Origin of the sequence: Noviherbaspirillum sp., from assembly GCF_035254865.1 — a bacterium.
Classification (GTDB): domain Bacteria; phylum Pseudomonadota; class Gammaproteobacteria; order Burkholderiales; family Burkholderiaceae_D; genus Noviherbaspirillum.
The window spans coordinates 80,773-96,839 of record NZ_DATFAF010000022.1 but is presented as its reverse complement, the minus strand read 5'-3'; the positions used below and the strand labels follow the sequence as shown (position 1 = coordinate 96,839).

General features: G+C 62.5%; 16 protein-coding genes. 8 read left to right on the top strand and 8 right to left on the bottom strand.

Annotated elements, in window-relative coordinates:
• On the top strand, positions 1 to 748 hold a 748-nt coding region (locus VJ651_RS06430), incomplete at its 5' end, for a class I SAM-dependent methyltransferase (RefSeq protein ID WP_324106641.1).
• A 124-nt stretch (positions 749 to 872) separates the two neighbouring features.
• On the opposite strand, the gene VJ651_RS06425 is transcribed toward VJ651_RS06430, so the two are convergent.
• Entirely contained in the window at positions 873 to 2,585 is a 1,713-nt protein-coding gene (locus VJ651_RS06425; protein ID WP_324106640.1) for a YsnF/AvaK domain-containing protein, read from the bottom strand.
• A gap of 426 nt (positions 2,586 to 3,011) precedes the next feature.
• On the opposite strand from VJ651_RS06425, the gene VJ651_RS06420 reads away from it, so the two are divergent.
• Positions 3,012 to 3,563 (top strand): SRPBCC family protein, encoded by a 552-nt coding sequence (locus VJ651_RS06420; protein WP_324106639.1) that lies wholly within the window; start codon positions 3,012 to 3,014, stop codon positions 3,561 to 3,563.
• A gap of 122 nt (positions 3,564 to 3,685) precedes the next feature.
• Entirely contained in the window at positions 3,686 to 4,906 is a 1,221-nt protein-coding gene (locus tag VJ651_RS06415) for a 6-phosphofructokinase (RefSeq protein WP_324106638.1), read from the top strand.
• A 96-nt stretch (positions 4,907 to 5,002) separates the two neighbouring features.
• Here the strand turns inward: VJ651_RS06415 and VJ651_RS06410 are convergent, their stop codons facing one another.
• A complete protein-coding gene (locus tag VJ651_RS06410; protein ID WP_324106637.1) occupies positions 5,003 to 6,028 on the bottom strand; it encodes a class I fructose-bisphosphate aldolase in 1,026 nt (341 codons plus the stop codon).
• A 92-nt stretch (positions 6,029 to 6,120) separates the two neighbouring features.
• The gene (locus VJ651_RS06405; protein ID WP_324106636.1) at positions 6,121 to 6,813 is read right to left on the bottom strand and encodes an MgtC/SapB family protein; all 693 of its coding nucleotides are present in this window, start codon (positions 6,811 to 6,813) and stop codon (positions 6,121 to 6,123) included.
• A 1-nt stretch (position 6,814) separates the two neighbouring features.
• Here VJ651_RS06405 and VJ651_RS06400 point away from each other — a divergent pair, with 1 nt between their 5' ends.
• Complete coding sequence (locus VJ651_RS06400; RefSeq protein WP_324106635.1) at positions 6,815 to 7,009, top strand: hypothetical protein; 195 nt, start codon at positions 6,815 to 6,817, stop codon at positions 7,007 to 7,009.
• A gap of 13 nt (positions 7,010 to 7,022) precedes the next feature.
• On the top strand, positions 7,023 to 7,544 hold the full coding sequence (locus VJ651_RS06395; RefSeq protein WP_324106634.1) for a TlpA disulfide reductase family protein: 522 nt from the start codon (positions 7,023 to 7,025) through the stop codon (positions 7,542 to 7,544).
• 3 nt (positions 7,545 to 7,547) lie between these two features.
• Here the strand turns inward: VJ651_RS06395 and VJ651_RS06390 are convergent, their stop codons facing one another.
• The 5 genes from VJ651_RS06390 to VJ651_RS06370 form a co-directional block, all read right to left on the bottom strand.
• Positions 7,548 to 8,744, bottom strand: a complete 1,197-nt coding sequence (locus tag VJ651_RS06390; protein ID WP_324106633.1) for a DUF1501 domain-containing protein — start codon at positions 8,742 to 8,744, stop codon at positions 7,548 to 7,550.
• A 9-nt stretch (positions 8,745 to 8,753) separates the two neighbouring features.
• Positions 8,754 to 10,295 (bottom strand): DUF1800 domain-containing protein, encoded by a 1,542-nt coding sequence (locus VJ651_RS06385; RefSeq protein WP_324106632.1) that lies wholly within the window; start codon positions 10,293 to 10,295, stop codon positions 8,754 to 8,756.
• A 219-nt stretch (positions 10,296 to 10,514) separates the two neighbouring features.
• Positions 10,515 to 12,425, bottom strand: a complete 1,911-nt coding sequence (locus tag VJ651_RS06380; RefSeq protein ID WP_324106631.1) for a helicase-related protein — start codon at positions 12,423 to 12,425, stop codon at positions 10,515 to 10,517.
• A 115-nt stretch (positions 12,426 to 12,540) separates the two neighbouring features.
• Positions 12,541 to 12,960, bottom strand: coding sequence for a DUF1810 domain-containing protein (locus VJ651_RS06375; RefSeq protein WP_324106630.1), 420 nt, complete (start codon positions 12,958 to 12,960; stop codon positions 12,541 to 12,543).
• A gap of 3 nt (positions 12,961 to 12,963) precedes the next feature.
• On the bottom strand, positions 12,964 to 13,245 hold the full coding sequence (locus VJ651_RS06370) for a hypothetical protein (RefSeq protein ID WP_324106629.1): 282 nt from the start codon (positions 13,243 to 13,245) through the stop codon (positions 12,964 to 12,966).
• A gap of 178 nt (positions 13,246 to 13,423) precedes the next feature.
• Here VJ651_RS06370 and VJ651_RS06365 point away from each other — a divergent pair, with 178 nt between their 5' ends.
• The 3 genes from VJ651_RS06365 (at position 13,424) to ahpF (ending at position 16,062) form a co-directional block, all read left to right on the top strand.
• Positions 13,424 to 13,594: a hypothetical protein gene (locus VJ651_RS06365; RefSeq protein WP_324106628.1), complete on the top strand. Its 171-nt coding sequence runs from the start codon at positions 13,424 to 13,426 to the stop codon at positions 13,592 to 13,594.
• 161 nt (positions 13,595 to 13,755) lie between these two features.
• Complete coding sequence (gene ahpC / locus VJ651_RS06360) at positions 13,756 to 14,319, top strand: alkyl hydroperoxide reductase subunit C (protein WP_324106627.1); 564 nt, start codon at positions 13,756 to 13,758, stop codon at positions 14,317 to 14,319.
• 162 nt (positions 14,320 to 14,481) lie between these two features.
• Complete coding sequence (ahpF, locus tag VJ651_RS06355; RefSeq protein ID WP_324106626.1) at positions 14,482 to 16,062, top strand: alkyl hydroperoxide reductase subunit F; 1,581 nt, start codon at positions 14,482 to 14,484, stop codon at positions 16,060 to 16,062.
• The last annotated feature ends 5 nt before the right edge of the window (positions 16,063 to 16,067 follow it).

The following is a 16,067-nucleotide window of genomic DNA, read 5'->3' as shown; positions in this document are numbered from 1 at the left end:
GTTGGGCTTTACTGCTCTGTTTTTCTTTGTCTTCACCCGAGGCGCGCTGGTCGTGCGCGGACTCGTCCCGGCGTGGCAGAACGAGACCTCGCATGTGTATCCGGTTTACTCGAACATGCGGCTGATCCGGGCCATCGATTTCCAGCCGGTCATCTCGGCCATCCTGCTGTTCCAGTATCGCCGCCTGGTCTCGAAGATCGTGGCTGAAATCCGGCAGATGGATCTGCGCAACAAGAAGCTGCTGATCACTTCCTGCGCCTTCGGCAATGTGATGCCGCGCGTGGTGAAGGCGGCGCTGCAGGCCGGCGCTGAGCGCGTGCTGATTGCCGACATCATTCCCAACGAGCTGGAACACGCCAAGGCGAAGCTCGCCGGTTTCGGCGACAAGGTGGAGTTCATCCGGGAGAACGCTACCTGCATGCAGCAAGAGGACGGTGTGGTGAATGCCAACGTCATTTTCTTTCTGCTGCATGAGCTGCCGCATCACCTGAAGGGGCAAGCCTTGAGTGAAGCGGGCCGGCTGATCGCTCCCGGCGGCAAGCTCTTCCTCGCCGAGTTCCACCGCCCCAGCCTGAGCGTGCTGCGCGCGCTGAGCTGGGCCTACTTCAAAGTGTTCGAGCCGCTCGGCCTGGCGCTCTGGGATACGCATGACCCGGTCAGCTATCTGGAAGAGGCCGGTCAATGGACGTGCGAGCGCACCACCTGCTTCTTCGGGAATTTCCAGGTCATCACTGCAACGAAACAATAGGGGTTTGATCCGTCCGACGCGTTTCCGTCATTGCGTCGGACGATGATCAAGTAGCCGCTGTCGACAAAAGAGGGCGGGCGCCCGTTGCCGGACGCCCGCCCTTTGCTTGCGCATCAATCAGACTTTAATGACGCCGGCTTCCGCCCACGCGCTCGGCACCGTAGCGCACCGCGTCCTTTACCTTGTCCCAGGCGCTTTCCGGGTGCTGACGTTCCCAGTCGCTGCGCATGTCGGGCTCGACGTCTTCCCAGCGATAGTTCTTGAAACGCTCGCTGCCCGCCATGTTGGAACCGTAGCGATAGGCGGCATCGTAGTCTTCATAGCGCCCGCCTGAACTGCCATAGGCGGTCTGCCAGTGACGGCGGAATGCGTCGTCGTCGCCCTTCACCATGCCGGTCGTGCTGCGGCCGGTATCCGATGCGCCGAGCTGCTCGACTTCGACATCGGTCTTGCGCACGGTGTCGTTGATTTCCTCGGTCTTCTGGCTCACTTCCTTGCCGATGGTGACTTCCTCGATCACATGCGCGGTCTTGGACACCACCGGCTCTTCCGCCATCTCGCGCAGTTCCACCGAGCCCTCCTTGAAGGCGGCGAGATCGGCTTCGCTGGCCGGCTGGTCGACGGCGTGCCGCTCGACCTTCACATGCTCCTGGCGCAGTTGCACCGATTCATGCACCGGCCTTTCCGTCACGTGGCGGAAGATGCGGATGCCGCCGCGCTGCACCAGGCGCTTGCCGACCTTGAATTCTTCCTCGATGACGGGAAAGGTCGATTGCTCCGTGGTGCCGGCCTGCGTCGTCGCCGGACGGTAGCTGCTGCGTTCCTTTTCAATTTCCTTTTGCGACAGCTTCGGCGCGGCAGCTTCATAGCCAGACCAGCCTTGCTGCTTCCATGCGCCGGCGCGTTCATCGATATTGACCGGATTGAAGCGATTCATGATGTCGGACGCGCGCTCGGCCTCCCGGTGGTCTTGCACTTCGACCGTCAGCACGTAACTGCCGCGGCGCACCGATTCCGCGTACACATCGTGATGCTCCTTGTGCTCTTCCGTGCCGAACAGCGAGCGGAAGAAACCGCTGATGCCTGCCGCGCCGTGCTCCGCTTCCGCCTTTGCCGCTTTTGCGGCCTTCGCAGCCTTCCCGCCTGCCGGGATTTCCGAATCGGGCTGCAAGTGGATACGCGAGCGTTGAATGCCGCCCGCCGTCAGCGCCTGCACCGCGCCTTCGGCATCCGCAAAGTCGTCATACACGCCGATCACGCTGGTGCGTCCGCTGCTGTCAGCTGTCTGCGCCATGCGGCCCGGCCGGTAGATGTCTTGCGCATTGAGGCTGCGCCAGCGTTGTTCGATGTAATCGGCATCCTCCTCGGAACGCGGCCTGACGCCGATCAGGATGCCGCCGCCTTTCAGGCCGCTCTCGTAGCGCTTGACGTTCTCTTCCGGAATGCCCCAGCCGACCAGCGCGCCGAGCAGACCGCCGGTGGCGGCGCCTGCGCCCGCACCCGCCGCCGCCGCGGCCAGAGGGCCGGCTACCACCAGGCCGATGCCAGGCAGCGCAATGCTCGCGCCGGTGGCCATCGCGGCAGCAATCACCGCGCCCAGCGTGCCGCCGATCGCGCCGCCGACGCCGGCGCCTTCCGCCGCCTTGCTGCCAAGCTCGGTCTGCGCCGTGCCTTGCTGCACGAAATGTTTCTTGCGTGTGTCATCCGACATGACCACGTTGATGTCGTCCTTCGTATAACCGCGTTCGGTAAGGACTTGATACGCTTGCTCGGCGCTGGCGCGATCAGTGAAAAGCGCGGTCAGCATGCCGGAATCATTTCTTGAAACTGAAGCCATGATGCATCTCCTTGTTCGTTCCATGCGAAAAGCGTCAACACAGTGCGGCGAGCCTCTTCATCGCGATGCAGTCAACCATGCGGGAAGTTGATGTGCGGCGGCGCCTCGCAGGAGGCGGAATTGAAGATGAGCCGGGATTGCTGCACTGTTGCGTAGAGAGGAGATCTGAGCGCTTTTTAGCATATTAATAAAACCGCAATAGGCTTGTAAGAAGCCTGCGCGCGCGATTAGTTCCATGTGTGGAAGCGCAGCATGTCGCACGGTAAATCACGCGCGGAAGCCGCGTGAAAGCAAGGCCGTTGGAAATCGCTCACGAACTTAATGACAAGCTTCGTGGTCAGTGAATCACGATCTGCATGAATCACTTTGCGCGACGCGCAAGACAACTTTGCCCGACGAACAAGCCTTACCCGAAAGGAGATGCACATGAACATGAACAGAATCCTCGCCGTTGCCGCGCTTGCCGCGGGCGGAGTTATCCTGTCGAAACAGCTGAAGAAGACCGGCGCCATGCGAAAGAAGTCATCGTCCACGCAGGAATCCATCGACGTGGATGTCCCGGTCAGCGCTGCGTACAATCAGTGGACGCAGTTTGAAGATTTTCCGAAGTTCATGGACAGCGTGCGCGAAGTACGTCAGCTTGACGACACGCATCTGCACTGGCGCGCCGACGTGGCCGGCAAGGAACAGGAATGGGATGCCGAAATCACCGAGCAGATTCCCGACAAGCGCATCGCATGGCGCAGCATCGGCGGCGTCCGCAATGCCGGCGTGGTCACCTTCCACAAGCTCTCGGACGGCAAGACGCGCATCATGCTGCAAATGGATTACGACCCGCGCAGCATGGATGAAAAGATCGGCGATGCGCTTGGTGTCGTCAAGCTGCAGACGAAAGCCAATCTCAAGCGCTTCAAGGAGATGCTCGAAACCCGCGGCAGCGAAACCGGCGCCTGGCGCGGATCGGTTGCGCCGCATTAGCTTGTGGAACTGATCCTTCTCAAGCGCAACCCGAATATTCTTCCCGCAAGCTGCCCTCTTCCATCCTGTCGCGGTAGAATCGGACGAGTGATGCCTACAACGCTGGATAGAGGAGGAATGCTATGCCTTCCGGAAAAATCCTGGTGGCGCAAGGGGGCGGTCCGACCGCCGTGATCAATCAATCGCTGGTCGGCGTGGTGCTGGAGGCACGACGATTCCGCAATGTCGAACTGGTCTACGGCGCGCGGCACGGCGTACGCGGCATCGTGAATGAAGATTTCCTCGATCTGACGCAGGAGACCAGCCACAACCTGGAACTGGTGGCCAACACACCTGCGTCGGCGCTGGGGTCCACGCGCGACAAGCCGGACGTCAAGTATTGCCAGGAAATCTTCAACGTGCTGCGCGCACACCAGATCGAGCAGTTCTTCTACATCGGCGGCAACGACTCGGCCGACACCGTGCACATCGTCAGCCAGGAAGCGCAAAAGGCGAACTATCCCCTGCGCAGCATTCACATCCCGAAGACCATCGACAACGACCTCGTCGGCAACGATCACACGCCCGGATTTCCGTCGGCTGCGCGCTTCGTCGCGCAAGCCTTCGCCGGGGCCAATCTCGACAACGCGGCACTGCCGGGCGTCTACGTCGGCGTGGTGATGGGGCGTCACGCCGGCTTCCTTACCGCGGCGTCCGCGCTCGGCAAGAAATTCCCCGACGACGGACCGCACCTGATTTACCTGCCCGAACGCACTTTCGTCATCGACAAATTCCTGGCCGATGTGAAGCGCATCTACGATCGCTACGGACGCTGCGTGATCGCCGTGTCCGAAGGTGTGCATGACCTGTCGGGAACGCCCATCGCGAGCATCCTTGCCAAGGAAGTGGAGCGCGACGCGCACGGCAACGTGCAGCTTTCCGGAAACGGTGCGCTGGCCGACCTGCTATGCGATGAAATCAAGTCCAAGTTGAAGATCAAGCGCGTGCGCGGCGACACCTTCGGCTATCTGCAGCGCTCCTTCATCGGCTGCTTCTCCGACGTCGATCAGCGCGAAGCGCGCGAGGTCGGCGAAAAAGCGGTGCAGTATGCGATGTGGGGTAACCGCGACGGATCGGTGGCGATCAATCGCACCGGCTTCTACTCGGTCGATTATGAATTGCTCGACCTCGAAGTCGTGGCCGGCAAGACGCGCGTGATGGACGACGAGTTCATCGCCGAAAGCGGCACCGACATCACCGATGCCTTCCGGCTGTACCTGCGTCCCTTGCTCGGCTCGGGCATGCCCGATGCATTCCGCCTGCGCTACTATCCGGTGCCCAAGGTGAAGAACGACACGCGCTAGCAAGTAGCGAGTGTCCACGGAAAACACGGAAGGCACGGAAAAAAAGCATTTGTTCTTTCCGTGTATTCCGTGCTTTCCGTGGACAAGAATTTCTCTTTATCCCGCCTCTTTCTCCATCTCGCGCCCATACTCCCCCGTGCGCGCCAGCCCGTTCAGCCGGCAGCGCAAGAGGAAGGCCTGCTGCGCCTTTTCCACCCGGCTTTCCTGTCCCTGCCATGCGGCGAGGACGGGCGCCTGCAGCGCACGGCCGTAGGAGAAGCTGAGTTGCCACGGATGCGGCCCCATGTTGTTCATCGCGTTCAGATGGTCGGTCGCATCTTCCGCGCTCTGTCCGCCGGACAGGAACACGATGCCCGGCACGGCGGCGGGAACATGGCGCTTGAGGCAGCGCACCGTCGCCTCGGCAACCTGTTGCACGCTGGCCTGTTGCGGGCACTTCATGCCGGGGATGATCATGTTGGGCTTGAGCAGCAGGCCTTCGAAGGCCACGCCCTGCGCGTCCAGTTCCCTGAACAATTTGCCCAGCACGCGTGAGCTCACTTCCTCGCAGCGCGCGATGCCGTGCGTGCCGTCCATCAGCACTTCCGGTTCCACGATGGGCACGATACCCTCTTCCTGGCACAGTGCGGCGTAACGCGCCAGCGCATGCGTATTGGTCCGTATGCCGCAGGCGCTCGGTATCGTGTGCTCGTCGATCTCGATCACCGCGCGCCACTTCGCGAAGCGCGCGCCCATCTGCCGGTATTCGACCAGGCGATCGCGCAAGCCGTCCAGGCCTTCGGTGATCTTCTCGCCGGGATGCAGGGCCAGCGCCTTGCTGCCCTTGTCCACCTTGATGCCGGGAATGATGCCGCGACGCGACAGCAGTTCGGCAAAGGGAACGCCGTCGCGCGTGGATTGACGCAGGGTTTCGTCGTACAGAATCACGCCGCCGAGATACTGTTCGACGCCCTCGGTGGTGAACAGGATTTCACGATAGCGCCGTCGGCTTTCTTCGCTGGACGCCAGCTGGATCGCGTCGAAGCGTTTCTTGATGGTCGGGCCGCTTTCATCCGCCGCCAGGATGCCTTTCCGTTCGGCGACGATGGCGCGTGCCACCTGGTTGAGCTCGTCGATGTTCATGGTCGATCACTCCTGTTCAGGAAAAGCGCTGAAATCATGCTGGCATCAATGCACCGTGACCGCAATGGTGAACTGACATGATTGCTGTAAGGCTAATCTCCCGTAGGCGAAATCTGGAAGCACTTCACCTGCTCCAGCGACAGCAGATGCGTCGACAGCACCGACATGTTTCTCGCGTCGGAGGTGCGAATCACCATGCGGTATTCAAAATGCTGGCCATCCTCGGTAATGCGATAACTCATGTTGGCGATATTGAAGCCGTGGTTCGCCATGATCTTCCTGACCTCGGCCTCCGAAAGCACCTGGTCGCGCTCGAAGCGCAGCGCGTGGTGCGCATAGGATTGCGACGGCATCCTGGCCTCGATGCGGCGGAACAGCGACAGGATGCCCAGCGTCAGCCCGGTCGCCAGAATGGCCGGGTAATAGAATCCCACGCCGATCAGGATGCCGATGGCGGCCGTGATCCAGATCGAGGCCGCCGTGGTCAGGCCGCGCACGCTCAAGCCTTCCTTGAAAATCACGCCCGCGCCGAGAAAACCGATGCCGGTCATGATGCCCTGCGCCATGCGCGTCGGGTCGGTCCTGATGGTATCGCTCGTCGTGCCGGGCAGCCATTTCCACTGATACAGCATCACCAGCATGAGCAGGCTGGAAGCAACGCACACCAGCGCATGTGTCCTGAAACCCGCCGGGCGGCCGTGAAAACTGCGCTCCAGCCCGATGATCCCGCCGGCGCAGAGCGCGCCGAACAGGTGCAGGGTGATCACCACATAATCGGCATCCATCGTGAAGTCCATTGAGCAACTGGTGCGCCGGGCGGCACAGCATCATGCCAAGCATGTAACAAGTTTGACCGGCGCGCACATTGTCTGTTGCCGGAAATATCAAGAACTATCCATGTCGGCAACACTTGCGTTTGCTTCAGGTCAGGAAACCCGCATGCGGCCGGCCGAGACACTTCTTTTGCCGATCGGCAACTGATAAACTTGGGCGCATGAAACGTACCCTCCGCACCCTCTCCCTGCTAGTGCTCTGCCTCGCCGGCGCGGCATCCTCCGCCTACTCGAAGACGCCCGGCGAAGTCGAGGTCGGCAGCGTGCTGCGCGAAGCGCAAATGCAGGGCCTGTCCGGCCCCGCCAAAAAGCTGTCGGCATACCGGGGCAAGCCGCTGGTCATCAATGTCTGGGCCAGCTGGTGCGGCCCCTGCCGCGCGGAAATGGGATCGCTGGACCGGCTCGCGAAGCGCTACGGCGGCAAGCAGTTCAACGTGATCGGCGTCTCCACCGACGACTACCGCGACCGCGCACTGGCCTTCCTGCAGCAGTCGAAAACCAGCTTCAGCAATTACATCGACAGTGAGCTGTTCCTGGAAAACATGCTGGGCGCCGACCGCATTCCCTTGACGCTGCTGGTCGATGCGCAGGGACGCGTGGTTGCCAAATTCTATGGTGCCAAGCAATGGGACAGCCCGGAAGCTGTCGAAGTCATCGGCAAAGCCTTGCGCGTCAAAATGTAGACGCTATACCAGTCCGATATCGCGCGCTTTCACGCCGGCGAAGACGTGTTCCAGCTGCGCCGCGCGCAAGCCGTACATGCGCGCGAACAAGCCGCCCAGCACCGCGCGGTATTCGTTGAGTACCGGGTAATCCCGATCCTGGAACAGCGTCGTTTGTTCCACCCGCACTTGCTCGCCGGCGATGCGCCCGCCGCGCACGCTGCCGCCCAGCACCCAGTACACGGTGCCGTGCCCGTGATCGGTGCCGCGATTGCCGTTCTCACGGAAGGTGCGGCCGAATTCGCTGATGACCACCGTCACCGTGTCGCGCCAGGCGCCGCCCATTTCCTGCGCAAACGCCGCCAGGCCGCGCCCCAGCTCGTCGAGGCGCCCGGCGAGCTGGCCGCTCGCGCCGCCCTCGCCCACGTGCGTGTCCCAGCCGCCGACATCGACGAAGCCGATGTTGTACTTGTCGCGCATCAGCACGGCAATGCGGCGCGCAACCGACTCGAAGCCCTTGGTTGAAATCGCATTGCGATTGGCGGCTTCCATTTCGCGACCCAGGTTGCCGCCCATTTCCTGCACGAGTTCGTCGCGCAGATGAAAACCGTCGTTGACCTGCTGCTCCAGTTCCGTGCCCCGATACATCGATGCGATCAGGCTGCTCTGGCGCGCATCCACATTGGTCCTTGCCGCCGCGCGCAAGGACGCATTCGGCACCTGTGCGCGGCCCTGCAGGATCAGCGGCAGGCGGTCGGTGAAGGCGATGGCATCCTTCCCATTCAGTTCCATCACCAACCGGTTCAGAAAACCCGACTGGAAATCGCGCCCGCGCCCCGCCGGCTGGCCCAGCTCGATCGCGTCCTGCGTCTCGAAATGGCTGCGCGAGATGTCCTCGGTGCCCGCGAATGGAATGAAGGCCGCCTGTCCCGCGCTGAACAGGGGATGCACCGAATCGCGCAGCACAGGATGCAGGCCCCAGTCAGCGTTGAGCGGCAGCGCCGTATTCAGATCCGGGCCGGGACGCGCAATCGCGATATTGGGCCGCGCCTCGTAGTAGAACTGGCTGGAGACCGGCACCAGCAGATTGGCCGCATCGTAGCCGCCGCGCAGGAACACCAGCAGCAGCTTGCTCCTGGCGGCAGGCGCGGCAAACAGGCTGCCCGCGGAGCCGGCGAGCGGCAGGGAAGCCAGAACCTTGAGCACGTCGCGACGTTTCATTTTCTGCTCCTAACGATGCATCATTTCGGGAGACGCCAGCAGCAGCATGTTCCACTCCTGGGACGATGCCGCCTGCTCCAGCGCGGCGCGTGTGGCAGGGTTCAGGCCCGCTTGCAGCGACTGGTAGTACAAGGCATTGGCGAGTTGCGGAAAGGCCGGCCGTTCCTGCGGCAGCATGTCGTCCGTCCTGAACAGGCCGGCGCTGCCGGCGCCGATGGCCTTCGCGATTTCAAAGCGCGTCGTCATCTGCCCCGCGCTGTTCCAGGCCGATTGCGTCAGGGGATAGCCGTCGGGCGTCTGGCGGCCGTACAAGGGCTCGCCCATGCGATTGAGCCAGTTCAGCATCGGAGCTGCATTGAGAATGGGTTTGTCTTCATAGGCCAGCCGCACCGCCGACACCACATAGTGCACCGGGTCCTTGAACTTGCGGCCGAGCGACTGAGCGAATTCGGGCGAATCGAACAGGGTCCTGAGCGTGACCGCGATATCGCCGTCGCTGCGCAGGAAGCTTTGCGCCATGCGTTCGACCAGCGCGGCAGGCGGATCGTCCGACACGAAATACAGCGCCAGCTTGCGACTGATGAAGTGCGCGGTCGCCGGTTGGCGGCTCAGCAGATCGAGCGCCTCGTCCAGTTCAGCCAGGCCGCGCCCGCGTATCGTCCTGTCGAGCAATTGCTTGTCGCCGTAATCGTGCCGCCTCGGATTGAATTCGAACAAGCCCTGCCGCACATATTGTTGCTGCAACGCCGGCCGCGCGAACCGCATCTGTTCGCCGCGATGGATGCCGACGCCGGTCAGCACGCGCGCCAGCTCCTGCACGTCGCGCTGGCTGTAGCCGGCATCGACGCCCAGCGTATGCAGTTCCATCAGCTCGCGTGCATAGTTCTCGTTGATGCGGTCGGCCGCGTTGTGCTCATTGTCGAGGTAGCGCAGCATCGCCGGGTGGTGCGCGGTGGCGGCCAGCAGCTCGCGGAATTTGCCGAGCGCGTAGGGCCGTATCGCGCGCTCTTCATAATCGCCGATCATCGCGCGCAGATCGTGCTTGCCCTGGTGCACATTGAAGTGATTCATCCAGAACCAGGTCATCTGCTCCTGCAATTGGTTGGACGAATACAGCGCGCGCAACAGCGACCGGCTCGCCGCCTCGCGTGCAAGACGGTTCAGGTCCTGCTGATAGGCTTGCTTCGCGGCCTGCTTCTGCGCGTCGTTCATGCCTTGCGCATCGCGGCGGCGCTGCTCGAAATCCCGTTCCAGGTCTTCCAGCGAACGCTGCGAAATCGTCATCGCGTCGATTTGCGCCTGCACCTGCGCAGGCAGGTTCGCCGGACCGGGGTGCAGCTGCCGTTCGAGGTAACGGTCCAGCCCCAGTGCATTGGCCTGGCGTAGCGTCTCGCTGTTCGCGCCCCAGGTGATGCGATTGAGCACGGACAATGTGGGCAAGGGATCGGATCGCGGAGCGGCGCCTGCCCGGGTTGTCGCGCATGCGGCCAACAGGCCGAGCATGCCGATCGTCGCCGCAAGCGATATTCGTGAAAAGGGGACGATGGGCATGGTTGCCGCTCCTTGAATGTCGTTCTTTGCTGTCCTCCATTAACGCCGGCAAGGATGGGGAAGTCGACAACGGGCAGCGTGGGAAATGGTAACAGCGTGTAAGTGCGGGCTTGTTCTGCGCTCGGCAGGGCGCGATGGATGTCCACGGAAAACACGGAAATAGACAAGATTTTCCATGTCTTTCGTGGACAAGAACTTTTCGGTCGAACATGAATCCTGCTAGCCGAACTGCCGACGCCGCCTGCGCAGCGCGGAATTCTGCGCCTGCAAAATCGCATCGACCCGCTCGGACGCCTCGCGCGCCAATTCCTGCGCCAGCTCGCCGCTGGGGAAGAATTCCGGACAACGATAGCCGAGCCAGGCGTAGGCGGAATACATCCGGCACATGTCTTCCACCTCCTGCAGGTTGTGACGCGACAGGGAAATCGACTCGTGACGCAGCGCGCTGAGCTTGCGTCTGGCGAGCGCACGCGCCCAGTCCTGCCACGCGAGATGCAGCGCCGGCACGCGCGATGAAATCGGCACCAGCGAGAGCGTGAATTTGTCAGCTACGGACAGCGCCAGCGTATCGAGCCACAGCGCGCGCTCGGCTTGTTCATCGGTGATGCGCGGAAAGAAGAAACCATCCGGCACGTCGATGTTGTGCACGAAGCGCTTGAACAGCCTGGTCAGCGATTGCTCGCCGGTGACGGCGGCGATGCGATGCAGATGCTCCAGCGTGGGCGCCACCGAAAAGCCCGCTGCCGCCACCGGCGGAAGCTTCTCCTTCAGCAGCGAGCGCATCACATGATGGGTTTCTTCGTCATAGCCGGCGACGAAGCCTTCCTCGTGCACGCCGAAGCGGCCCGCGCGTCCGGCGATCTGCCGCGCCAGCGCCGCCGGCACTTCTTCCTCCTCGATGCCGTTGTACTTGGTCGAGGTGGTCATCACCACGCGTTCGATCGGCAGGTTCAGTCCCATCGCGATGGCATCGGTGCCGACCACGATATCGGCCTCGCCATTGCGAAAGCGCGCCGCCTGCGCACGGCGCACTTCCGGCGACAGGTTGCCATACACCGTCGCCACCGAAAATCCGCTCTCGGTGATCATGTCGCGCCACATCAGCACCTCGCGCCGCGAGAAGGCAATCACCGCATCGCCGCGCCGCAGGTTGCGCAGTTTGCGCACCGCCTTGGCTTCCATCGACAGCGGTGCCTTGCGCTTGAGCACATGCACTTCGAGCGGGCATTCCAGCCGCTCGGCCAGCGCTTCGACCGCACGGCGCGCTTCCAGCGCACCGACCAGGTACACCACCGACGCCGGTGCGCCGCATACCGCGGCGGTCCACGCGGCGCCGCGGTCGCGATCGCCCAGCATCTGGATTTCATCGATCACCGCCACATCCACGCGCGTGCTGGTGTCGAGCATTTCCACCGTGCTGGCCACATGCGTGGCGCCCTCGACGATGCGGCGCTCCTCGCCGGTCACCAGGCTGACCAGCAGTTCCTTGCCGTGCGGCCGGGCCTCCAGCAAGCGTTCGTAGTTTTCCAGCGCAAGCAGGCGCAGCGGCGCGAGATAGACGCCGCTCTTCGCCCGGGCCAGCGCTTCCATCGCCTGATGCGTCTTGCCGGAATTGGTCGGCCCCAGCAAGGCGATGAAGCGGCGCGGCATGCGCCAGGCGAGCTCGAACGATGCCGGATATTCCGCGAGATTGATGCTCTCCTTGGTCAGCGCCGCATGCCGCTCTTCGTTCTGGCGCTCGATCGCATGCTGCAGGCGCTGCTCGATGCGCTCGAACACATACTCCGCCGGATCGGACATGTCGCGCCCTTCCAGAGCGGGCAGGAAAACCATCGCATCGAGTCCGACATCGTCGGCACGCGCATGCAGTCCGGCGACGAAGGCGAGCACTTCGCGATGCAATTCTTCCTTCACACCGGCATGCGCGCGCTGCGTGATCAGCTGCAACTGTTCTTCCGGCGCCATCTTGCGCCACTTGCTCGGCTTGGCCAGCACGCCCTGGCTCGGCACGAGGCTGTAGGGAATGCGCAGCCCGGCCGTCTCGGCAAGGCCGGAAAAGCGCAGGAACACGCGGCCTTCCGACTTGACCAGCTCGGCGCCCAGCGTCTGCGCGTGCAATTCCGGCGCCATGCTGTCGCCTGTGTCAAGTGTGCTCGCGGGAGAATCGGGGAAGGGGGACGCGCTTGTCATGAACTGGAAAGAGTCACTGTGAAACAGATGGAAAACGATGGCGTGCGGGAGAATCTCACAACCGTGTCAGCGTAGCAGGATCGGGCGCGCCGCCGAAGTATTTCCGCAGGCAGGCGTCGAACACTGCATTGTCATCGGTCGCCCGTGCAAACAGCGTCATGGAGGACCGGAATTTCATGTCATCCGGATAGCCGAAAATGTCCTCCACCGTGCGGCCTTCGATCGCCGACACGATGCGCGCGCATTCGCGCAACCTCGGGCCGAGCACAGGATGCGCGAGATAGGCCCGCGCTTCGTCCAGCGAGGCGATCGCGTACCTGCGCGCCATCTCGCTTTGCCCCAGCCCCTGTATCTGCGGGAAGATGAACCACATCCAGTGGCTGCGCTTGCGGCCCGCACGCAGTTCGGCGCAGGCGGTCTCGTAAGTTGAGCGCTGCGCATCCACGAAACGTTGCAACTCGAAGGGATCGTCCATGGCTCAGCTCGACAAGCGTCCCTTGCCCAGCACGCGCATCAGCGCATCCTTGCCGTGGATGCTCAATTGCCGTTCCAGTTGCGCGCGCGCCGTGTCTTCACTGCCGGCCGGTCCGCTTGTGATGCGTTTTCCCGATGAGCGTTCGGTAATGGCCCAGCCGCCGTGCTTGTCGTACAGCCACGTGTGCAGGATGAACTGAAGCTCTTCGAAGCCCGGCACGACAATTTCCTCGCCCAGCAATTCCTGCGGCTGGCCGAATTCGTTCTGTATCAGGAATTTTTCCATCGGAATGGGGTCTCCATCTGTTCTCCATATTAGGCGAAGATTGCCGGCGCGCGGCCACTGTTTCCTTTCCGTCCTTTGTGTCGCGTCAAGTCCCGCGACCGGGAAGTTCCTAACCTATAAATACGTCTGCAGCGGTCCTCGCTCCGCAACCCCGCCAACACCCGACCGCATATCCGCGATGGAACAACCCAAGCAAGCGAAGGAAAAAGTCCGCGAATACCTGGAGCGGCGACAGATCGAGCGCCGCCAGAATTCCCGTTCGCCCCTGCACGATCCCGAGCAGATACGCAGAGAGATCGGCTGGGACCTTGTCGAACGCCGGCAGACGGACCGCCGCGACAAGAAATGACAAGCGCGCTGCCTCGCATGTTGCCCGCAAGAACGGGCTGCCAGGACAGTAATAGATTTAGTCTATGGTTTCGATCCAAACTATCGAATTCTCATTTCCATAGATAGGCGCTATGATTCACCCATGACGTTTTTTCTTCAACCAACAACACGGGAGTCACCATGTCTCTGATCAATACCCAAGTCAAGCCTTTCTCCGCAACCGCCTTTCATAATGGCAAATTCGTCCCGGTTACCGAAGCCGACCTGAAGGGCAAGTGGTCCGTCGTGGTCTTCTACCCGGCCGACTTCACCTTCGTCTGCCCGACCGAGCTGGGCGACCTGGCAGACAACTACGACACCTTCAAGTCGCTGGGCGTGGAAGTCTACGGCGTGTCCACCGACACCCACTTCACCCACAAGGCATGGCATGACACGTCCGATACCATCCGCAAGATCAAGTACCCGCTGATCGGCGATCCGACCGGCGCGATCACCCGCAACTTCGACGTGATGATCGAAGAAGAAGGCCTGGCGCTGCGCGGCACCTTCGTGATCAATCCGGAAGGCCAGATCAAGCTGTGCGAAATCCATGACAACGGCATCGGCCGCGACGCCAAGGAACTGCTGCGCAAGGTGCAGGCAGCCCAGTACGTGGCATCGCATCCGGGCGAAGTCTGCCCGGCCAAGTGGACCCCGGGCGAGAAGACCCTGTCCCCGTCGCTGGATCTCGTCGGCAAGATCTAAATCTTCATGGCGCGCCGCCTTCGTGCGGTGCGCCGACCGGACGCGGCAACCCGCGTCCGCAGCACCACTCCCCGATCACCCTGATTGATCCGCTGGCACGAGCCTGATCCGGAAGTGCCACTGCACATCCCGACATTCCACCATCCTCACAAGGGAATCATCATGCTGGACGACAACCTCAAAACCCAATTGAAGTCTTACCTCGAGAAGATCACCCAACCGATCGAGATCGTCGCGTCGCTGGACAGCAGCGAAAGCGCGCATGAAATGTCGTCACTCCTGAACGACATCGCCAATCTGTCTTCGCACATCACGCTGACCGAGCAGCGCGGCACAGACGAACGCACGCCATCGTTCTCGCTCAATCGCGCCGGCAGCAACATGGGCATCCGCTTCGCCGGCGTTCCCATGGGCCATGAATTCACCTCGCTGGTGCTGGCGCTGCTGCAGGTCGGCGGTCATCCGTCCAAGGCCGATGCCGAGGTGCTGGAGCAGATCCGCGCGCTCGAGGGCGAGTTCGTATTCGAAACCTATATCTCCCTGTCTTGCCAGAACTGCCCGGACGTGGTGCAGGCGCTGAACCTGATGGCGGTGATCAACCCGAATATCCGCCACACGATGATCGACGGCGCGCTGTTCCAGGACGAAGTCGCCGCACGCCAGATCATGGCCGTGCCGACTGTCTTCCTGAATGGCGAAAGCTTCGGCCAGGGCCGCATGTCGCTCGAAGAGATCCTCGCGAAACTCGACACCGGCGCCGCGCAGCGCGAAGCCGCGAAGATCGCGCAGAAAGAGGTGTTCGACATGCTCATCGTCGGCGGTGGTCCCGCAGGCGCATCGGCTGCGATCTACGCGGCACGCAAGGGCATACGCACCGGCGTCGTCGCCGAGCGCTTCGGCGGTCAGGTGCTCGACACCATGGGCATCGAGAATTTCATCTCCGTCAAGGAAACCGAAGGGCCGAAAATGGCCACCGCGCTGGAACAGCACGTGAAGTCCTACGATGTAGACATCATGAACCTGCAGCGCGCCGAGGCGCTGATCCCCGGCGAGAACATCGAGATCCGGCTGGCCGGCGGCGCCAGTCTCAAGGCGAAGACCGTGGTGCTGGCGACCGGCGCGCGCTGGCGCGAGATGAACGTGCCCGGCGAAAAGGAATACCGCAACCGCGGCGTGGCCTACTGCCCGCACTGCGACGGCCCGCTGTTCAAGGGCAAGCGCGTGGCGGTGATCGGCGGCGGTAATTCCGGCGTGGAAGCGGCGATCGACCTAGCCGGCATCGTGTCGCATGTCACGCTGCTGGAATTCGACAGCCATCTGCGCGCCGACGCGATCCTGCAGCGCAAGCTCCTCAGCCTGCCGAACGTCAGCGTGGTTACCAGCGCGCAAACCACGGAAGTCACCGGCGACGGCAACAAGGTCAATGGCCTGCGCTACACCGACCGCAAGAGCGGCGCGGCACACCATGTCGAACTGGACGGCATCTTCGTGCAGATCGGCCTGCTGCCCAATACCGATTGGCTGAAAGGCACGGTCGCCCTGAGCAATCGCGGCGAAATCGAAGTCGATGCGCACGGCCGCACCTCGGTGCCGGGCGTGTTTGCCGCCGGCGACGCCACCACCACGCCCTACAAGCAGATCATCATCGCCATGGGCGAAGGATCGAAAGCGGCCCTGAGCGCCTTCGACCACCTGATCCGCAGCTCGGCGCCGCAGGAAGGCAAGGTGGCGATCGCTGCCTGACCGCT